Origin of the sequence: Enterobacter cloacae complex sp. IR5459, assembly GCF_049238005.1 — a bacterium.
Taxonomy (GTDB): Bacteria; Pseudomonadota; Gammaproteobacteria; order Enterobacterales; family Enterobacteriaceae; genus Enterobacter; species Enterobacter hormaechei_C.
The window spans coordinates 394,302-414,672 of record NZ_JBMKIG010000004.1 but is presented as its reverse complement, the minus strand read 5'-3'; the positions used below and the strand labels follow the sequence as shown (position 1 = coordinate 414,672).

Sequence of the window (20,371 nt, the reverse complement as noted above, 5' to 3'; positions counted from 1 at the left end):
CAAACAGGACATTTTTAGTACAGGACGTTTAGGGGACGGGAGAGAAACATGCGAATTAAACCTGACGATAACTGGCGCTGGTATTTTTGTGAAGAGCATGACCGTATGATGCTCGACTTAGCCAACGGCATGTTGTTTCGCTCTCGTTTTGCGCGCCGAATGTTAACGCCAGACGCGTTTGCTCCCTCAGGCTTTTGCGTTGACGATGCCGCGCTCTATTTCTCTTTTGAAGAAAAATGCCGCGATCTCGATCTCTCCAAAGAACAGCGCGCCGAACTGGTATTAAACGCGCTGGTGGCGATCCGTTTCCTGAAACCGCAAATGCCGAAAAGCTGGCATTTCCTTGCGCACGGCATGAGCTGGACCCCGGCTATCGGCGATGCGGCGAGCGTCAATCTGAGCGATACCGAAGAGGAGGTGAATTTGCTGGTGGTTGAACCCGGTGAAAACGCTGCGCTCTGTTTGCTGGCCCAACCCGGCGTGAACATTGCCGGGCGAGTTATGCAGTTAGGTGATGCCATCAAAGTGATGAACGACAGGCTGAAGCCACAGCTGCGCGTTGATTCCTTCAGCCTCGAACAGGCGGTTTAAGCTTCCAGCTGTACGGATGTTTTCGGGACACAGCTACAGCACAGGATCGTGCCGTCACCGCCAATCGCAGATTTCTTCAGGGCACTCACTTCACCATCGACCAGTTTAATGCGACAGCATCCGCAAATCCCCGCGCGACAGGAATACGGTACGCGGATACCCGCCTGTTCCAGTTGTTCCAGTAGCACCTGCTGATTGTTACCACGGATAACTTTGCCTTCCCAGTGAATATCCACCGCGGAAGCGACGTTGGTTACCACGTCAACCATCTCTTCTTCCTGACCTGCGCCATACACCCTGGCAGGCCCTCGGGTAAGGATCTCGATCTCGTCGCCCACGCGGATCACGCCGCTGGAGCGGGGGATCAGGTTCTGGCCGAAGTCGACATCACCTTTATCCTGCGCGGTGCGAAATGACTGCAAGGTTTTTAGCGGTTCACCGGAAGGATGCTTCTGGCCTTTCTCCGGGCTAATGGTGGTGAGAATACAGCGGCTGCACGGTTTCACCACGTCAAAAATAACGCTGCCGATGCGGATGACTTTCCAGGTATCTTCATCCCAGGCCTCCGCTCCGGTCACCACCAGATTCGGGCGAAACTGCTCCATCTGCACGCTGGCTTTGCAACGTTTTTGTAAATCTCGCAGCGAGGCCTCGCTGGTCAGCAGAAAGGGAAAACCATCCGCGAAGGAGAGGGGAACCGCATCGTGGCGCTTCACGCGACGGGTCAGCGCAGGCCCAACCCAGCGCAGCTGAACGTCACGGGAGAAAAAGCCGCTGAGCCACTGGTTAATGTTATCCGGCGCGATACGCGCGGTAAAATGATTGCCCCACACTTCCGTTGGCGCATCAAGCGGCGCAAAATCAGCAAAGCGGATCACGACGCTTGAACCGTCTGGCGCGGTCAAATGCAGCCCGTCATGAAGCGGGGAAGGCGTAAAGCGAACCATCTGCGGGAACTGACGTGCGGTGATAAACGTACCGTCAGGCTCGGTGACCATAAAAATACGATCGAAGGCGAATCCGCTCATATCGGCCAGCGCGTGAGTCACGCCGATACCGCGCATCGATTTCACCGGATGAATAAAAAGCCTGGATAACGTCGCCACTACACACTCCCGCTAAAGAAAATAAGCCTTCAACTTTATGACATACACGCCATATTAGCTATAATGCGCGACAATTTTCTATGAGTAAAAGTGACGATATGAATTCTCTGTTTGCCAGTACGGCCCGTGGGCTGGAAGAGCTGTTAAAAACTGAACTGGAAGCCCTGGGCGCGAAAGAGTGCCGGGTGGTTCAGGGTGGTGTCCATTTTGAGGGCGACACGCGGCTTATTTACCAGAGCCTGATGTGGAGCCGTCTGGCGTCGCGCATCATGCTGCCGATGAAAGAGTGCAAGGTCTACAGCGATCTTGATCTCTACACCGGCGTACAGATGATCGACTGGACAGAGATCTTCACCCCGGACGCCACCTTTGCGGTGCATTTCAACGGCGTCAACGATGAGATCCGCAACAGCCAGTACGGTGCCCTGCGCGTTAAGGATGCCATTGTGGACTGCTTCACGCGTCGTAATAAAGAACGTCCGAACGTTGACCGTGAAAACCCGGATCTGCGTATCAACGTCTGGCTGAACGGCGATACGGCCAGTATTTCCCTTGATCTGAGCGGCGCAGGCCTGCATCTGCGCGGTTATCGCGATCGCACCGGGATGGCGCCGATCAAAGAAACGTTGGCTGCCGCTATCGTGATGCGCTCCGGATGGCAGCCAGGTACGCCGCTGCTCGATCCGATGTGCGGTTCCGGTACGCTGCTGATTGAAGCCGCGATGCTGGCCACCGACCGTGCGCCAGGGCTGCACCGCGGCCACTGGGGCTTCAAAGGCTGGGCGCAGCACGATGAGGCCATCTGGAAAGAGGTCAAAGACGATGCGCAGACCCGCGCCCGTAAAGGGCTGGCGGAATACACCTCTCACTTTTACGGTTCGGACAGCGATGCACGGGTGATTGAACGTGCGCGCAGCAACGCCCGTCGTGCCGGTATCGGCGAGCTGGTCACCTTCGAGGTGAAAGACGTGGCGAACCTGACCAACCCGTTGCCAAAAGGCCCGTACGGTACGGTGATCAGCAACCCGCCGTATGGTGAGCGTCTGGACAGCGAGCCGGCGCTGATTGCACTGCACAGCCTGCTGGGCCGCAACATGAAAGCGCATTTCGGCGGCTGGAACCTCTCCCTGTTTAGCGCCTCGCCGGAGCTGCTGAGCTGCCTGCAATTGCGTGCCGATCGCCAGTTCAAGGCGAAAAACGGCCCGCTGGACTGCGTGCAGAAAAACTACCATCTGGCAGAGATAGCGGCGGATAGCAAACCGTCAGGCGTGGCGGAAGATTACGCCAACCGCCTGCGCAAAAACCTGAAGAAATTTGAGAAGTGGGCAAAGCAGGAAGGCATCGAATGTTATCGCCTGTACGACGCTGACCTGCCGGAATACAACGTGGCGGTTGACCGCTATGCGGACTGGGTAGTGGTTCAGGAATACGCCCCGCCGAAAACTATCGATGCGCAAAAAGCGCGTCAGCGTATGCTGGATGTGATTGCGGCCACCATCGCCGTACTCGGCATTTCGCCAAACAAGCTGGTGCTGAAAACCCGTGAGCGTCAGAAAGGCAAAAACCAGTATCAGAAGATGGGCGAGAAGGGTGACTTCATCGAAGTGGGCGAATATAACGCGCGCCTGTGGGTTAACCTGACCGACTACCTTGATACCGGTCTGTTCCTCGACCACCGTATCGCCCGCCGCATGCTGGGCCAGATGAGCAAGGGCAAAGACTTCCTGAACCTGTTCTCCTATACCGGCAGCGCCAGCGTTCATGCGGGGCTTGGCGGCGCGCGTAGCACCACCACGGTCGATATGTCCCGTACTTATCTGGAGTGGGCAGAGCGCAACCTGCGTCTTAACGGCTTAACCGGTCGTCAGCATCGCCTGTTACAGGCCGACGTGCTGGGCTGGCTGCGCGATACCGACGAGCAGTTTGACCTGATCTTTATCGATCCGCCGACCTTCTCTAACTCCAAGCGTATGGAGGATAGCTTTGACGTTCAACGCGATCACCTGCGCCTGATGACCGACCTGAAGCGCCTGCTGCGTAAAGGCGGCACCATTATGTTCTCGAACAACAAGCGCGGATTCCGCATGGATCACGACGGCCTGGCCGAACTGGGACTGAAAGCACAAGAAATCAGCCAAAAAACGCTGTCTCAGGACTTTGCCCGTAACCGTCAAATCCACAACTGCTGGCTGATTTCCGCGGTCTGAAAGGAAAAATAAATGTCTTTAATTAGTATGCACGGCGCGTGGCTCTCTTTCAGCGACTCACCGCTTCTCGATAATGCAGAGCTGCATATCGAAGATAACGAGCGCGTCTGTCTGGTGGGCCGTAACGGCGCAGGTAAATCGACGCTGATGAAAATCCTCAACCGTGAGCAGGGGCTGGATGACGGCCGTATTGTTTACGAGCAGGATCTGATCGTCTCTCGTCTGCAACAGGATCCGCCGCGTAACGTCACCGGCAGCGTTTACGATTTTGTGGCCGAAGGGATTTCAGAGCAGGCGGAATACCTCAAGCGTTACCACGAGATTTCGCATCTGGTGATGACGGACCCGAGCGACAAGAATCTCAACGAGCTGGCAAAAGTGCAGGAGATGCTCGATCACCACGGTCTGTGGCAGCTGGAAAACCGCATTAATGAAGTGCTGGCCCAGCTTGGCCTGGAAGCGGATATGGAGCTGTCGGCGCTCTCCGGCGGCTGGCTGCGTAAAGCGGCGCTGGGCCGTGCCCTGGTGAGCGGGCCTAAGGTGCTGCTGCTGGACGAACCGACGAACCACCTGGATATCGAAGCGATTGACTGGCTGGAAGGGTTCCTGAAAACCTTTAACGGCACCATTATCTTCATCTCCCACGACCGTTCGTTCATCCGCAATATGGCCACGCGCATTGTCGACCTCGACCGCGGCAAGCTGGTGACTTACCCGGGCGATTACGATACCTATCTACTGGAGAAAGAAGAGAACCTGCGCGTCGAAGAGCTGCAAAACGCCGAGTTCGACCGCAAGCTGGCACAGGAAGAGGTCTGGATCCGTCAGGGCATCAAAGCCCGTCGTACCCGTAACGAAGGCCGCGTTCGCGCCCTGAAGGCGATGCGCCGCGAACGTAGCGAACGCCGTGAAGTCATGGGGAGCGCCAAAATGCAGGTTGAAGAGGCGTCCCGCTCGGGCAAGATTGTCTTCGAAATGGAGAATGTGAATTATTCGGTTGACGGCAAAGTGCTGGTGAACGATTTCTCCGCTCAGGTTCAGCGCGGCGACAAAATTGCGCTGATCGGCCCGAACGGGTGCGGTAAAACCACGCTGCTGAAACTGATGCTCGGTCAGCTCCAGGCCGACAGCGGTCGTATCCACTGCGGTACCAAACTGGAAGTGGCGTACTTCGACCAGCACCGCGCAGAGCTGGATCCAGACCGTACGGTGATGGATAACCTCGCTGAGGGCAAACAGGAGGTCATGGTTAACGGCAAGCCGCGTCACGTGCTGGGCTACCTTCAGGACTTCCTGTTCCACCCGAAACGCGCCATGACGCCGGTGCGCGCGCTGTCCGGCGGTGAGCGTAACCGTCTTTTGCTGGCGCGTTTGTTCCTGAAACCCAGTAACTTATTGATTCTCGATGAACCGACTAACGATCTGGATGTCGAAACGCTGGAACTGCTGGAAGAGTTGATTGATGGTTATCAGGGAACCGTGATGCTGGTCAGCCACGATCGTCAGTTTGTCGATAACACCGTGACCGAGTGCTGGATCTTCGAAGGCGAAGGGCGCATCGGGCAATATGTAGGCGGCTATCATGACGCGCGTGGACAGCAATCACAGTCGCTGGCGCAAAAACAGGCGAAGACTAAAAATGTCGCTGAACCTGTTGTTGCAAAAGCAGAAACTGTCAAAAAGTCTCCTGCTAAAATGAGTTATAACTTGCAGCGCGAGCTGGAGGGGCTGCCGCAGCGTCTGGAAGAGCTGGAAGCTGCACTGGAAGCACTGCAAATCCAGGTCGCTGATGCGTCATTCTTTACGCAGCCTCACGACTATACTCAGAAAGTATTGGCTGAACTCTCCCAGGCTGAACAGGCGCTGGAAGAGGCATTTGAGCGCTGGGAGTACCTTGAGTCTCTGAAAAACGGCGCATAAACAGGGATAATCTATGTGTGACCAGCACCATGCCGATCGGCATATATTATGCTCGCAATGCGATATGCTCGTGGCGTTGCCAGAGCTTGGTCACGGACATAAAGCTGCCTGCCCGCGCTGCGGCGCTACGCTGACGACCGAGTGGGACGCGCCAAGGCAGCGTCCTACGGCTTATGCGCTGGCAGCCCTGTTCATGTTACTGCTCTCCAATCTCTTCCCTTTCATCTCTATGAAAGTGGGCGGGATGGTAAGCCAGGTGGAGTTACTGGAAATTCCAGGCGTGATGTTCTCGGAAGATTACGCCAGCCTTGGCACCTTCTTTCTTCTGTTCGTGCAGATAGTCCCGGCTTTTTGCCTGGTCGTCATTCTGCTATTGGTCAATCGCGTCAGGATGCCCATCGCCCTTAAAATCAAACTCGCGCGGATCCTGTTCCAGCTGAAAAGCTGGGGGATGGCGGAAATTTTTCTCGCGGGTATCCTGGTCAGCTTCGTGAAGCTAATGGCCTACGGCGATGTGGGGATTGGCAGCAGCTTTATTCCGTGGTGTCTGTACTGCGTGCTGCAACTGCGCGCGTTCCAGTGCGTGGACCGACGCTGGGCCTGGGATGATATTGCCCCGGCGCCGACGCTCTCGCAGACGGTAAAGGTGGGCGTACCGGGTATCCGTCAGGGGCTTCGCTCCTGCTCGTGCTGCACCGCCGTGCTGCCCGCGGATGTCGAGGTGTGTCCGCGCTGTGAAACAAAAGGTCACGTCCGGCGCAAAAATAGCCTGCAATGGACCATGGCGCTGCTGGTGACCTCTGTCATGCTCTATCTGCCCGCCAATATCTTGCCGATCATGATCACCGATTTGCTCGGCGACAGAATGCCCTCGACCATACTAGCCGGGGTGATTTTGCTGTGGAGCGAGGGATCTTACCCTGTAGCAGGCGTCATATTCCTCGCCAGTATTATGGTTCCGACCTTAAAGATGATTGCCATTGCCTGGCTTTGCTGGGATGCAAAAGGGCACGGTAAGCGAGACAGCGAGCGCATGCATCTGATTTATGAGGTCGTGGAATTTGTTGGCCGCTGGTCGATGATTGACGTGTTCGTGATTGCGGTTCTCTCAGCGCTGGTGCGTATGGGGGGGCTGATGAGTATTTATCCCGCTATGGGAGCGCTGATGTTTGCGTTGGTCGTCATTATGACCATGTTTGCGGCCATGACCTTCGACCCTCGTTTATCGTGGGATCGTGAGCCCGATTCAAGCCATGAGGAAGAGTAAGAGCATGGAAAATAAGAGTGGAGAGGCTAAAGTGCAGAAGGTCAGAAACTGGTCGCCGGTGTGGATTTTCCCCATCGTGACCGCGCTGATCGGTGCATGGATCCTGTTTTATCATTACAGCCATCAGGGACCGGAAGTCACGCTAATTACCACCAATGCAGAGGGGATTGAGGGCGGAAAAACCACCATCAAGAGCCGCAGCGTAGATGTGGGTGTCGTGGAAAGCGCGACCCTGACGGATGATTTAACCCATGTTGAAATCAAGGCCCGCCTGAATGCTGGCATGGAAAAACTGCTCCATGAAGATTCTGTTTTTTGGGTAGTGAAACCGCAGGTTGGTAGAGAAGGGATCAGCGGCTTAGGGACGCTATTGTCCGGGGCTTATATTGAACTCCAGCCCGGCAACAAAGGCGCCCAGCCAGCAAACTATCAGCTGCTGGATTCACCGCCGCTTGCGCCACCGGATGCAAAAGGGATCCGCGTTATTCTGGACAGTAAAAAAGCGGGCCAGCTCTCGCCGGGCGATCCGGTGCTGTTCCGTGGGTATCGCGTCGGTTCGGTTGAAACAAGCACCTTCGATCCGCAAAAACGGACCATCAGCTATCAGCTATTTATCAACGCGCCTAATGACCGCCTGGTGACCAGCAACGTTCGCTTCTGGAAAGACAGCGGGATCGCGGTAGATCTCACCTCTGCGGGGATGCGCGTTGAGATGGGTTCACTCACCACGCTGTTTGGTGGGGGCGTCAGTTTTGACGTGCCGGAAGGTATAGATCTGGGACAACCGGTGGCGGAGAAAACCGCCTTCAGACTGTTTGACGATCATAAAAGCATTCAGGATGCGCTCTATACCGATCACATCGACTACCTGATGTTCTTTAAGGACTCTGTACGCGGCTTGCAGCCAGGGGCGCCAGTTGAGTTCCGCGGTATTCGTCTGGGGACAGTGGGACAAGTGCCTTACTTTGTTCCGGGACTGAAGCAGATGCTTGATGATGATTATCGTATTCCGGTGCTGATCCGCATTGAGCCTGAGCGTTTGATTAACCAGATAGGCGAGGACCAGGATATTGGGGAGCATATCAGCGACCTGCTGAATCGCGGGCTGCGCGGCTCGCTGAAAACCGGCAACCTGGTCACAGGGGCGTTGTATGTCGATATGGACTTCTATCCAAAAGCGCCACCAATGACGGGTATCCGTGAATTTGGTGGCTACAAAATCATTCCTACGGTCAGCAGTGGCCTGGCGCAGATCCAACAGCGCCTGATGGAAACGCTGGATAAGATCAACAATCTGCCGCTGAATCCAATGCTTGAAGCTGCGACGGGATCACTGCATCAGAGCCAGGCAACGATGCTACGTCTGCAAACCACGCTGGATAATATCAACAAGATCACCGCTAACCAGTCCATGCAGCAGCTGCCGCAGGATATGCAGAAAACGTTGCGCGAACTGAATCGTAGTATGCAGGGCTTCCAGCCGGGCTCAGCGGCCTACAACAAGATGGTGGCGGATATGCAACGTCTTGATCAGGTTTTACGCGAGCTACAGCCCGTTCTGAAAACGCTCAATGAAAAGAGCAACGCACTGGTGTTTGAAGCGAAAGACAAAAAGGATCCTGAGCCTAAGAGGGCGAAACAATGAAAAAATGGCTAATCATCGCAGGCGCACTGGTATTAACGGCCTGTAGCTCTGGAAGCGATAACAAAAGCTACTACCAGCTGCCGTTAAGCGCCCAGTCCGGTGCGCAGAGCAGCACCTCGCAGGGCAGCCGTCTGCTGTGGGTTGAACAGGTTGCCGTGCCAGATTACCTGGCGGGCAACGGGGTGGTCTACCAGACCAGCGATGTGCAGTACGTAATCGCCAACAATAACCTGTGGGCCAGCCCGCTGGATCAGCAGCTACGCAATACGCTGGTGGCGAATCTGAGCAGCCAGCTCCCCGGTTGGGTCGTTGCCTCGCAGCCTCTGGGAAGCGATCAGGACACTCTGAATGTTAACGTGACGGGATTCCATGGCCGCTATGATGGTGCCGTTGTTATCAGCGGGGAGTGGCTGCTGAATCATCAGGGTCAGCTGATTAAGCGTCCTTTTCATCTTGAACTCAAGCAGCAGAAAGATGGCTATGACGAAATGGTGAAAGTACTTGCGCAGGGATGGGCACAGGAGTCGGCTGCTATCGCAAGAGAGATTTCCCGCCTGCCATAAGTAAAATTCATCGACGAAAGCCGCACTCAGCTTCTTGCTGATTGCGGCTTTTTTTTCGTTTTGCGTTCAGGTTGTTACTTGTCCCGCGTCACATTTTTTGTACAAACGATCTTCCATGTAGCTCACAAATATGACACCCGTATGAATTTTGAACGTTGACGCTGACGTCGATTCGGGGTATTCGTTAACTGTGCTTGCACATATTGCAACCACTGTTTTCTTTCCACCAGACAAAAGAATGAGGGAAACGAGGCATGAAGAGACAGAAACGAGATCGCCTGGAAAGGGCTCATCAACGTGGTTATCAGGCTGGCATCGCCGGACGTTCAAAAGAAATGTGTCCCTATCAGGCCCTGAATCAAAGGTCCCAATGGCTAGGGGGCTGGCGAGAAGCCATCGGAGACAGGGCAGTACTTGCTTGATACCGTCTCTTTAAAAAGAAACCTCCGCAATGCGGAGGTTTCGCCTTTCTGGATGGGGCTAAAAGCCGTTATCAGAAAGCGGAGGTATCCTGGAACAGACCCACTTTCAGGTCGTTCGCGGTATAGATCAGGCGACCATCTACCAGCACTTCACCGTCCGCCAGGCCCATAATCAGGCGGCGGTTAACGATGCGTTTGAAATGGATACGGTAGGTGACTTTCTTCGCGGTAGGCAGAACCTGACCGGTGAATTTCACTTCGCCTACGCCCAACGCACGGCCTTTGCCTTCACCGCCAAGCCAGCCCAGATAGAAGCCAACCAGCTGCCACATGGCATCGAGGCCCAGGCAGCCAGGCATTACCGGATCGCCAATAAAGTGGCAACCGAAGAACCACAGGTCCGGGTTGATATCGAGTTCTGCTTCTACGTAACCCTTATCAAAGTTGCCGCCGGTTTCGGTCATTTTCACGACACGGTCCATCATCAGCATATTTGGGGCTGGTAACTGCGGGCCTTTCGCGCCAAACAGTTCACCGCGACCAGAGGCAAGAAGGTCTTCTTTAGTATAGGATTCGCGTTTATCTACCATGTTCTCAGTAAGCCTTATTTTAGTGAAGGACGCAGGATAGCTAACACGTGTACGCTGAACAAGTCCGATCAGTTCGCACTAAACCAACTTAACCAGCGTAACGGCCACGGATAACGATGACGAGCATCCTGCTGTGTCGCCTGAGCTATACGTTCCTGAATGGTCTGCATCAGGGTTGTCTGGCCTTCGCCGTCCCAGACCAGGTTTGTCAGTAAGGGTAGTGCATCCTCAACCCCTTCGATGGCCCAGACGGTGAATTGTTCCTGCTCTACCGCATCCAGAATCGCCTGGCTCAGGCTCAAATGGCGAGCGTTAGGTGCCGGAATAATCACGCCCTGTTTGCCGTTTAAACCGCGCTGCTGGCAGATTGCGAAGAAGCCTTCGATTTTCTCATTCAGTCCGCCCACCGGTTGGGCACGGCCAAACTGATCCACGGACCCGGTAATCGCAATATTCTGGTTAATCGGCACGTCTGCAAGCGCGCTGATCACGGCACACAGCTCCGCCATTGAGGCGCTGTCGCCGTCGACTTCACTGTAGGACTGTTCAAAGGTCAACGAGGCAGAGAAGGGGATCTGCTGCTCGAGCTGAAGTTCAGACATCAGGAACGCCTGCATGATCATCATGCCTTTGGCATGAATGTTTCCGCCCAGTTCGGCCTTGCGTTCGATATCGGTAAATTCGCCGTCACCAATGTGTACGACACAGCTGATACGGGAAGGCTCACCAAAGGCGCGCGGGTGTCCGGGGAACTCGATGACGGACAAGGCGTTGATTTGCCCGATACGTTCGCCTTCGGTCTCCACCAGAATCTGTTCCAGCAGAATTTCATCCTGCATACGGTCAGCAAGATAACCTTCACGCCATTCACGCTGGGCCAGCATCTGGCTAAGCTGCTCACCGGTAAACGGACCGTTACCGCTGATAACCCCCACTTCACGCAGCTGTTTACCGATCCAGAGCGGGCAGAGCGGCAGGGTTTCCTGATCGCCAGTGTAGCGTACGGCCTCGCGGATTAAGCCCGGCCACGCATCCTCGGCAGGCGAGGGCAGTGCGAAACGTTCCGCCACGGCCATAACCCACTGACACCACTGCGCCATGTCATCGGCATCGGCGATCTGAATATTATCTTCAAATTCGCTATAGACAGCCTGCTCCGCGAGTTCTGGCTCCATTTCCTGGAAATCAGCCAGAGATTCACGGTCGCCCGTCAGCACGACGGTCAGCGACAGCGGCATAGACGGAATGGATACAGGCAGCGGACGCGAATCGTCGTAGCCTACCCAGTCAAAACGTTGCTGCGTCACCACCGTTTTCAGGCGCATCCACAGCAGAGGCTGAGCAAGCAGGGTGCGAAGGGAAATGAGCAACACGCCGCCATTCGCGCGGTGTACCAGCCCCGGTTGCAGTGACACATCGCCATTGAACTGACGAAGGCAGCCGAACAGCTGTTCTGCTTCCACCCAGTTGGCGGTGATCACCTCGCCTTTTGCAGCGAACTGTCCGTCTGCCTGCGTGGCAGGTTCGTACGTCACCTCACGTCCGGCAATATGATACTGGCCACCAAAAACGGCATTCGTTTTTGGCTGCAACTGGCGCATGGCATCACCGAGAAGCGTCAGATACTCGGCTTCTTCCGGGGCTTTGAGCAGCATGAAAGGAGATGTAGCCCATGGGGATGACATCTGCTCCAACGCGTAATGCAAACGCGGTTGTGTATCGCTAAGTATGAATTCGTGTTCTTTTGTGAGGTCTGGCTGTGCAAACAGCTCCTGATAGCTCTCGGTATCCGGAACCAGGTCACGCCATGCAAGTTTCGTAATGGTCAAAGTTGATGTTTTTTAGTCAGAAGTAAAACCGTGGAGTATACCGTAAGCGGCGCACTCTGCCCAATCAGGATTCGGGTTTTCGTCATGCGGATCGCCTGCGGCGTTTCACAGGATATGATTTCTTTTCAGCAGATTGCCAAAAAACTGATATTCTGAACAGAGTTACACGGTAACACTGAGATCGCAATGAAATATCAACAACTGGAAAACCTCGAAAGCGGCTGGAAATGGAAGTACCTGGTCAAAAAGCACCGTGAAGGGGAGCTGATCACCTGCTACATCGAAGCCAGCGCGGCGCAAGAAGCTGTGGATATGTTGCTGACCCTCGAAAACGAACCGGTACTGGTCAACGGCTGGATTGAGAAACACATTAATCCGGCCCTGTTAAACCGGATGAAGCAAACTATCCGTGCTCGTCGTAAACGGCATTTCAATGCCGAGCATCAGCACACCCGTAAGAAATCCATCGACCTGGAGTTTATGGTCTGGCAGCGTCTGGCCGGGCTTGCGCAACGGCGCGGGAAAACCCTGTCGGAAACGGTGGTGCAGCTGATTGAAGATGCCGAGCACAAAGAGAAGTATGCCAGCCAGATGTCGACGCTGAAGAACGATCTACAGGCACTGTTAGGTAAAAAATAAGCGTTTTGCTTTTCTTCAGATAATAAAAAACCCCGCATGGCGGGGTTTTTTTATAAGACGATAACTTATGCCGCAGGCTGAGTTACAACGTCTTTGATACCTTTAACTTCGATCTCTACGCGACGATCTGGTGCCAGGCAGTCGATCAGTGCAGCGCGTGGTTTCACGTTGTCACAGGTAGAACCGGTAACTGGGTTAGATTCGCCCATACCACGTGGGGAGATCTTGTTAGCTGGGATACCTTTAGATACCAGGTAATCAACTACAGACTGAGCACGTTTCTCAGACAGACCCTGGTTGTAAGCGTCAGAACCGATACGGTCGGTGAAGCCCAGAACCACTACAGAACCGTCTTTAGGATCCAGGTTGCTCAGCTGGGTGTACAGCTGATCCAGTGCCTGCTGACCTTCTGGTTTCAGGGTAGCTTTGTTGAAGTTGAACAGAACGTCAGACTTCAGAGTGAAGTGCTTGGTCTGTACTTCTGGCGCTGGAGCCGGAGCTGGAGCTACGACTGGCGCATCTTCCTGCTGACCGAAACGGTAAGAAACACCAACGCTCAGCATGCCGTTGTCTGGACGAACGCCAACGGTAGCACCGTCACCGATGTTGTTAACCCACTGGTATTCCAGACGGGTAGCGATGTCACGGGTCATTGCCCACTCAACGCCACCAGCGAATACTGGGGAAACACCCGTGTCGTGGTCGTCACCAGCACGGCTGTTGCTGGAGTCTGCACGCCATACCATGCCGCCCAGACGGGTGTACACGTCCAGATCGTCAGTTACTGGGTAACCCAGTTTAGCGGTCAGCTGTACGCCCTGAGCTTTGAAAGCGCCATTGGTTTCGTTGCCTTTGTAAGGCATACGACCTAACCAGTCGTAACCCATTTCAAAGCCAACATACGGGTTAACCTGATAGCCACCGAACGCACCTGCACCAAGCTGGCTCTCATGAGTTGGGCCATCATTGTTGTTTGCGCTGTCGTACCAACCGGTGTCATGGAACTGAGACCAACCCAGTTTACCACCTGCATACCAGGTATTATCTTTCGGAGCGGCCTGCGCTACGGTAGCGAAGCCAGCCAGTGCCACTGCAATCGCGATAGCTGTCTTTTTCATTTTTTGCGCCTCGTTATCATCCAAAATTTGCCATGAATATCTCCATCGGAGGAATCACGGTTAAATCCTTCACCGGGGGGCGTGGTCAAATATAAACCTACCGATATCTTCGGCTTAGGCCGAGCACCCCTGGCGATGTAAAGTCTACAACGTAGCTGAAAACTTACAAGTGTGAAGTCCGTCAGGCATATGAAAAAAAAAGTTCCGTATACCTAATATTTAACAATTTTTGAACGAATTTTGTGCAGTAAAATTAACGAGAACCGCGTCAGACAAGACTTGCCGCAGTTTTGGCGCGTTGAACTTTTTTTGCATACTGCGGTCGAAAAAAATTCCAGGAAAACTCTTAAAATCACTCAATGGTACACATTCGAGTGAATTTTTAGCGCGGGATGTTGTCCTCTGCGATAGGAATCTCCACGAACTGGCCGCATGATGAAACCCATCGCGTTACCTTCTTCAGCCGCTTCAGTCAGACGCAAATGTTCTTCTTGCGACAGATCCTCAGGCAACCACCCAATCACGACGCTATAGTTCCCGGTACGTAATGCCCGGACCATCGACTCGACCGTATCGCAAGGGGAGAGTTGATTAATCTGCATCACCTTCGCTAACGGCAGCCCAGCCGACTGAACCCATTCGCGACTTAATTTTTGCTGTGGCGTCAGCCAGAGCTGCCAGCGAGACTGTTGCCCGAGCTGCTGCAAAAGCGGCAGGAGTAAGAGTTGTGTCAACAGCGGCTGGTCTTCACGGTAAACCACTTCACTGATAAGCCCTGTCGATTCACGCCCGATAGAATTCTGCGCAGCATTGCCTGCGGCAGAAGTAGAAGGTGTTAAGTGATTTGCATAGCCTGAAGTGTACATAATCATTCCAGCCCTGTAGTTACTGTATGGATATACAGTAACCCCTGTATGCATAAAGATCAACCTCATTTTCGGAAAGCGACTCGCAAATTTCATCCATTCCTGGTGAACATGAAAAAATCATCTTGCCCAACGGCAATAAGTTGCCTATTTTCCTGCTAACGGATCCGTTAGTAAGAAATATCGTGGTTACTGTATGATTTTTAATGGAATTATCATGAAAAAGATATCTTATGAGCGGATTTATCAATCTCAAGAATACCTCTCTCCGCTGGGCGAAATTCATCATCGCGCCCTGTTTGGCGGTTATACCCTGGCCGTGGATGAAGCGGTGTTCGCGATGGTGTCTGACGGCGAGCTGTACCTTCGCGCCTGTGAGCAAAGTGCAAAATACTGTGTAAAAAACGCTTCCTCTTTTCTGACCCTGATGAAACGAGGACGCCCAGTGCTGCTTAATTACTACCGTGTGGACGAAGGTCTGTGGCAAAACAGGGAAAAACTGCTTCAGCTCTCCTCGTTTGCGCTCGATGCCGCCAGGAAAGAGCGCTACCAGCGCCATCAGCGTAACCGGCTTAAAGATCTGCCGAACCTGACCTTTCAGATTGAGGTCCTGCTTATGGAGGCGGGCATTACCAATGAAGAGACGCTACGACAGTTGGGGGCGAAGACGAGCTGGCTGAAAATGCGCTCGAAGAATAAAGCGCTGAGTATCCGGGTATTGTTCGCGCTTGAAGGCGCGATTGAAGGGTTACATGAAGCGGCACTCCCGGCGGATATTCGCCGGGAGCTTACGGAGTGGTTTAATGCGCTGCCTGAGTCGCAGGGCCATCATTCCGCCAGGTAGCGATCTGCTGTCGCAGCCGACAAATTTCCGGCAGCAAAGCGATAAGCAGGCCAATTTGCTGAAGGACCAGTGGAGCTTTGTTGTCGGTGCCTGGATCAAGGTGTGCGATACGTTGCACCAGTTCATCCAGTGCCTGGTGAACCCGTGGCTCATCCGAAGGTTGATGATGAAGCGCATCATCAACGTAGCAAACGGCGTCGTCCAGCAGCGCCAGGATGCCCGGATTCGTCAGTTTCTCTCGGTGGGCGCCAAGGGTAGAGATATAGCTGGTGAACGTGTGGTTCAGACACAGCAGGCGGAAGGCTGTCTCACGGATTTCTGCCGTAGCGCGCGGCTCAGTTGACATATTCGAGACAACGGAAGCCAGCTCTGCGTCAGTGTTATGCGCATCGCGACGGGCAATCCGATAGGCCAGACGGTTATCGCGACCCTGATGGTATTGCTCAAGAATAGCATCCAGGTAGCGGCAGTTGGCGTTCATTGCTCTGTCGGACACCCGCGGTAAATTTCGGAAACGCCAGTCAGGCCAGATAAAACTCACCGCCGCCCAGGCGATGGCGCAGCCGATTAGCGTGTCAATCACACGGGGGAGGGCCACCTCAAAGCCTTCACCCAGCAGATTGAAGCAGAGCAGCACCAGCAGCGTGATGAACATCGTGGCGTGGGCATACTGCACATTGCGGAAAGCGAAGAACAGTACACCGGTAATCACAATCAGGATCAGTTGCCCTTCTACGGATGGCACAAAGTAGAGCACCGGCAGCCCGATGGCGACCCCGACTAATGTCCCGACAATACGCAGCGCGAGCCGATGGCGGGTAGCGTTATAGTTCGGCTGGCAGACAAACAGGCTGGTCAACAGGATCCAGTAGCCGTGGTGCAATCCTGTTATCTGGATAAACGCGTAGCCGACGCACAGTACCAGCGACATCCTTACCGCATGGCGAAAGAGGGCGGATTCCGGCGTAAAATGACGGCTCAGGCGCAGCCACATATCGCTGAAACCGTTGAGACTGTCGTCGGCAAGCTGGTTGTCAGCGTCATTGCCCGGCATCGCCATCGCCTGTTCAGACTCAATGGTGGCGAGCTGAGCATCAATGGCTCTCAGGTTGTTGAGCAGGAATCCCAGGGCTTTGAACTGTTCCGGTGATGTCCCACTGGCCTGAACGCGATCGAGCGCCGCATCCAGGTGGCTGAATGCGCGTTCAAAGCGCGGATCGTGCTGATAGGGCGTGCGCAGCAGTATTGAGCGCGCAAGTTGCTGGCAGGCCTGAGACTGCATCGACAGCAGGCGCTGGAAACGGAACATCACGTCGCTATAGCGGAATTTCTCGCGCAGGTCAGCGTACTGCACATGCGAGGAGCTGGCGCGCTCGTGAATATCCTGGGCGACAAAATAGTAGTGCAGTGTGCGCCGTGTACCGCGCTGACCGCGATCGCCGCGCAGACGGGTGAGCAGAGACGCTTTGGTCTGATTCAGCGTGGCGACCAGCTGGCCATTTGCCAGCGCCAGATCGTACAGGGGCGCCTGACTGTCCTCTTCAATATCCGGATCAAACAGCCGGGATTTCAGCTCCAGATAGTGGGCCAGCTGTTCGTAACTGCGGGCAATGTTGTCCTGTAAGGCACGAACCGGAAAAATAAGATGCCCGGTTAAGGTCAGCAGGTTATACCAGATAGCACCCAACAGCAGCAGGACCGGTTGCTGATACCACTGCTCGTAAAGAGAGACGCCCAGCATGGTGTAAATGGCAATCAGCAGGGCGCCAAACGCGATAGTGGCGTAGCGTTGCCCGAGGCCGCCGAGCAAAATGAAGCCGCTGGTGGACACCGTCAGCCCTAAGGCAAACAGCCAGGGCCACGGGAAAAGCAGCTCAACGGAGGCGGAAGCAATAAAGAAGCAGACCAGCGTGATGACCAGATTACGCAAACGACCGGCCAGGCGGTCGTCGAGATCCGCCAGCGCACCGGCCACCACCCCAAGCGTGAGGGGGATGGTGAGCTTCACATCATTCAGCCACCACGGCAGAGCGACGGTGCCGCAGAGGGCGATAAAAATCCTGACGTTATACAGCCAGTTACTGTTCCATGTATAGCGACGAAGCAGGGGGCTTAGCATGAGAGCGGCCAGTCCTTATTACTGAAAACGACGACGGGCATTGGCTTCACGCGCGGCTTGCGCGACTTCGACCGGGACAACTCGGCGTCCTACCGGCCACAGGGCGATGGTGGCAATTTTGAAATTAGCGATGCCAACCGGAATGCCAATAATCGTAATGCACTGGGCGATGCCGGCGAAAATATGCATCAGACACAGCCACCAGCCAAAGAAGATCAGCCATAAAATATTCAGCAGCGTGCCGCCGGTATTCATCAGGGCATTTTTTCTTTCCGGCTCCAGCTCATCCACGTGCACGGCTTCATTTCCATAAGGAACGAGGGACAGTTTGGTGATTTCCCAGCAGGAGCGCGTCAGCGGAAGGGTGAAGATGAGCACAATGCTCACCAGGGTGGCAAAAAGCCAGGAAAGGGTGGTGGCAAAACCGCCAAGGACAAAATTCAACACATTCAGAACGGTACGCATAAACCCTCATTTCCTTCGATATGATTAACGCCCGGTGATTGTAACGTTTTTTTGGGCTGGAGCACCTTAAAACTGGCAGTTAAACTGTCTGACAAATTATGACCTCGTGGATCCGGCAGGATATGGAACTGAAAGCAACTTCAATGGGCAAACGCCTGGCGCAGCACCCTTACGACAAGGTTGTCCTTCTCAATGCGGGAGTGAAAGTCTCCGGGGAACGCCACGAATACCTTATTCCGTTTAATCAGCTACTGGCCATTCATTGTAAACGAGGGCTGGTATGGGGGGAGCTGGAGTTCGTCTTGCCGTCAGACAAAGTGGTGCGGCTTCACGGGACCGAGTGGGCGGAAACCCAACGCTTCCACTACCATCTGAATACGCGCTGGCAACAGTGGAGCCAGGAGATGAGCGTGATAGCCGCACAGGTGCTGCAACAGGTGCTGGACGATATCGCGCTAAGCAATACGCAGCAGAAGTGGCTGACGCGCCAGCAAACCGCCGGGCTTCAGCAAAAAATTGCCCAGGCGCTGACGGCATTGCCTTTACCGGTGGCGCGGCTTGAGGAATTTGATAACTGCCGCGACGCGTGGCGGAAGTGTCAGGCCTGGCTGAACGATATCGAGAAAAGCCGTCTGGCGCATAACCAGGCCTGGACTGAGGCGATGCTTACGCAATATGCCGATTTTTTCAGTACGGTGGAATCATCGCCCCTCAATCCTGCCCAGGCGCGCGCCGTGGTGAATGGCGAGCAGTCTCTTTTAGTGCTGGCAGGCGCCGGGAGCGGCAAAACGTCGGTGCTGGTGGCACGCGCGGGCTGGCTTCTGACAACGGGCGAGGCGGTTGCCGACCAGATTTTGCTGCTGGCCTTTGGTCGCAAGGCGGCGCAGGAGATGGATGAGCGCATTCAGGCGCGTTTGCATACCCAGGATATCTCGGCGCGCACGTTCCACTCCCTCGCTTTACACATCATTCAACAGGGCAGCAAAAATGTCCCTGTTGTCAGCAAGCTGGAGAACGACGCTCAGGCTCGCCAGACGCTGTTTATCAAGGCATGGCGTCAGCAGTGCAGTGAAAAAAAGGCGCAGGCGAAAGGCTGGCGTCAGTGGCTTGAAGAGGAACTCAACTGGGAGGTGCCGGAGGGCAGCTTCTGGCAGGATGAAAAGCTGGCGCGCCGGCTGGGCTCTCGTCTTGACCGGTGGGTAAGCCTGATGCGCATGCACGGCGGCTCTCAGGCGGAGATGATAGAAAGCGCACCGGAGTCGATCCGCGCCGTGTTTTCTAAGCGGGTTAAGCTGATGGCGCCGATGCTGAAAGCGTGGAAAACCGCGCTGAAAGACGAAAACGCGGTCGATTTTTCGGGGCTGATCCATCAGGCCATTATCATTCTGGAGAAAGGGCGCTTCGTCAGCCCGTGGAAACACATTCTGGTGGATGAGTTTCAGGACATCTCGCCGCAGCGCGCTGCGCTGCTTTCGGCGCTGCGGGCGCAGAATAAACACACGTCGCTGTTTGCCGTGGGCGATGACTGGCAGGCTATCTACCGTTTCAGCGGGGCGCAACTTTCTCTCACGACGGCCTTCCACCACTATTTTGGGGAAGGCGATCGCAGCGATCTGGACACCACCTACCGCTTCAACTCGCGGATTGGCGAAATAGCCAACCGTTTTATTCAGCAGAACCCGCATCAGCTGTCGAAACCGCTTAACAGCCTGAGGTCTGGGGATAAAAAGGCCGTCACGCTGCTGGCGGACGATCAGCTGGAACCGCTGCTGGATAAACTGAGCGGCTATGCGAAACCGGATGAACGAATTCTGGTGCTGGCGCGTTACCACCACCTCAAGCCGACGGCGCTGGAAAAAGCGGCGACGCGCTGGCCAAAACTACAGCTCGATTTCATGACCATTCATGCCAGTAAAGGGCAGCAGGCCGACTACGTGATTGTGGTGGGGCTAAAAGAGGGGAGCGACGGTTTCCCGGCGCCGGCGCGGGAATCCGTGATGGAAGAGGCGTTATTACCTGTTCCGGAAGATTTTCCGGATGCAGAGGAGCGGCGCTTACTGTACGTGGCGATAACCCGCGCGCGCCATCGCGTGTGGCTCTTGTTCAACAAAGAGGAGCCGTCGGTGTTTGTCGATATTTTGAAGAGTATTGACGTGCCGGTGACGAGAAAGCCGTAACGC

General features: G+C 54.8%; 17 protein-coding genes. 10 read left to right on the top strand and 7 right to left on the bottom strand.

Going from position 1 to position 20,371, the window contains the following annotated elements; all coding sequences use genetic code 11:
* Window positions 1-48 precede the first annotated feature (48 nt).
* Window positions 49-591, top strand: a complete 543-nt coding sequence (gene zapC, locus ACOTX4_RS11510) for a cell division protein ZapC (protein ID WP_003858176.1) — start codon at window positions 49-51, stop codon at window positions 589-591.
* On the opposite strand, the gene ACOTX4_RS11505 is transcribed toward zapC, so the two are convergent.
* Window positions 588-1,697: a YcbX family protein gene (locus tag ACOTX4_RS11505; RefSeq protein WP_003858174.1), complete on the bottom strand. Its 1,110-nt coding sequence runs from the start codon at window positions 1,695-1,697 to the stop codon at window positions 588-590. The two genes, zapC and ACOTX4_RS11505, sit on opposite strands and share 4 nt — an antisense overlap.
* A 98-nt stretch (window positions 1,698-1,795) precedes the next feature.
* On the opposite strand from ACOTX4_RS11505, the gene rlmKL reads away from it, so the two are divergent.
* The 6 genes from rlmKL (at window position 1,796) to rmf (ending at window position 9,721) form a co-directional block, all read left to right on the top strand.
* Window positions 1,796-3,904, top strand: a complete 2,109-nt coding sequence (gene rlmKL, locus ACOTX4_RS11500) for a bifunctional 23S rRNA (guanine(2069)-N(7))-methyltransferase RlmK/23S rRNA (guanine(2445)-N(2))-methyltransferase RlmL (protein ID WP_003858171.1) — start codon at window positions 1,796-1,798, stop codon at window positions 3,902-3,904.
* Between the two features lie 12 nt (window positions 3,905-3,916).
* Complete coding sequence (locus tag ACOTX4_RS11495) at window positions 3,917-5,824, top strand: ABC transporter ATP-binding protein (protein WP_006809352.1); 1,908 nt, start codon at window positions 3,917-3,919, stop codon at window positions 5,822-5,824.
* 13 nt (window positions 5,825-5,837) lie between these two features.
* Window positions 5,838-7,091, top strand: a complete 1,254-nt coding sequence (gene pqiA, locus ACOTX4_RS11490; protein WP_045331473.1) for a membrane integrity-associated transporter subunit PqiA — start codon at window positions 5,838-5,840, stop codon at window positions 7,089-7,091.
* 4 nt (window positions 7,092-7,095) lie between these two features.
* Window positions 7,096-8,736 (top strand): intermembrane transport protein PqiB, encoded by a 1,641-nt coding sequence (gene pqiB, locus ACOTX4_RS11485; RefSeq protein WP_421635377.1) that lies wholly within the window; start codon window positions 7,096-7,098, stop codon window positions 8,734-8,736.
* Window positions 8,733-9,299, top strand: a complete 567-nt coding sequence (gene pqiC / locus ACOTX4_RS11480) for a membrane integrity-associated transporter subunit PqiC (RefSeq protein ID WP_017384809.1) — start codon at window positions 8,733-8,735, stop codon at window positions 9,297-9,299. The genes pqiB and pqiC overlap by 4 nt, the downstream gene beginning before the upstream one ends.
* A 254-nt stretch (window positions 9,300-9,553) precedes the next feature.
* The gene (rmf, locus tag ACOTX4_RS11475; RefSeq protein WP_003858162.1) at window positions 9,554-9,721 is read left to right on the top strand and encodes a ribosome modulation factor; all 168 of its coding nucleotides are present in this window, start codon (window positions 9,554-9,556) and stop codon (window positions 9,719-9,721) included.
* Window positions 9,722-9,792: 71 nt separating this feature from the next.
* Here rmf and fabA read toward each other — a convergent pair whose 3' ends face one another.
* Together fabA and ACOTX4_RS11465 are read right to left on the bottom strand one after the other, a co-directional pair.
* Entirely contained in the window at window positions 9,793-10,311 is a 519-nt protein-coding gene (fabA, locus tag ACOTX4_RS11470) for a bifunctional 3-hydroxydecanoyl-ACP dehydratase/trans-2-decenoyl-ACP isomerase (protein ID WP_000227926.1), read from the bottom strand.
* Between the two features lie 68 nt (window positions 10,312-10,379).
* Window positions 10,380-12,140: an AAA family ATPase gene (locus ACOTX4_RS11465; RefSeq protein WP_003858160.1), complete on the bottom strand. Its 1,761-nt coding sequence runs from the start codon at window positions 12,138-12,140 to the stop codon at window positions 10,380-10,382.
* A gap of 186 nt (window positions 12,141-12,326) precedes the next feature.
* On the opposite strand from ACOTX4_RS11465, the gene matP reads away from it, so the two are divergent.
* The gene (gene matP / locus ACOTX4_RS11460) at window positions 12,327-12,779 is read left to right on the top strand and encodes a macrodomain Ter protein MatP (protein WP_003858158.1); all 453 of its coding nucleotides are present in this window, start codon (window positions 12,327-12,329) and stop codon (window positions 12,777-12,779) included.
* 65 nt (window positions 12,780-12,844) lie between these two features.
* Here the strand turns inward: matP and ompA are convergent, their stop codons facing one another.
* Complete coding sequence (gene ompA / locus ACOTX4_RS11455) at window positions 12,845-13,897, bottom strand: porin OmpA (RefSeq protein WP_003858156.1); 1,053 nt, start codon at window positions 13,895-13,897, stop codon at window positions 12,845-12,847.
* Window positions 13,898-14,253: 356 nt separating this feature from the next.
* A complete protein-coding gene (sulA, locus tag ACOTX4_RS11450; protein WP_003858155.1) occupies window positions 14,254-14,763 on the bottom strand; it encodes an SOS-induced cell division inhibitor SulA in 510 nt (169 codons plus the stop codon).
* Window positions 14,764-14,980: 217 nt separating this feature from the next.
* On the opposite strand from sulA, the gene ACOTX4_RS11445 reads away from it, so the two are divergent.
* On the top strand, window positions 14,981-15,607 hold the full coding sequence (locus tag ACOTX4_RS11445) for a TfoX/Sxy family DNA transformation protein (RefSeq protein WP_023315767.1): 627 nt from the start codon (window positions 14,981-14,983) through the stop codon (window positions 15,605-15,607).
* Here the strand turns inward: ACOTX4_RS11445 and yccS are convergent.
* Window positions 15,564-17,726: a YccS family putative transporter gene (yccS, locus tag ACOTX4_RS11440; RefSeq protein WP_346399468.1), complete on the bottom strand. Its 2,163-nt coding sequence runs from the start codon at window positions 17,724-17,726 to the stop codon at window positions 15,564-15,566. The genes ACOTX4_RS11445 and yccS overlap by 44 nt on opposite strands.
* Window positions 17,727-17,744: 18 nt before the next feature.
* Window positions 17,745-18,191, bottom strand: coding sequence for a YccF domain-containing protein (locus tag ACOTX4_RS11435; protein ID WP_003858149.1), 447 nt, complete (start codon window positions 18,189-18,191; stop codon window positions 17,745-17,747).
* Between the two features lie 122 nt (window positions 18,192-18,313).
* Between ACOTX4_RS11435 and helD the strand changes: the two genes are divergently transcribed.
* Window positions 18,314-20,368: a DNA helicase IV gene (gene helD / locus ACOTX4_RS11430; protein ID WP_045331463.1), complete on the top strand. Its 2,055-nt coding sequence runs from the start codon at window positions 18,314-18,316 to the stop codon at window positions 20,366-20,368.
* Window positions 20,369-20,371: the final 3 nt, after the last annotated feature.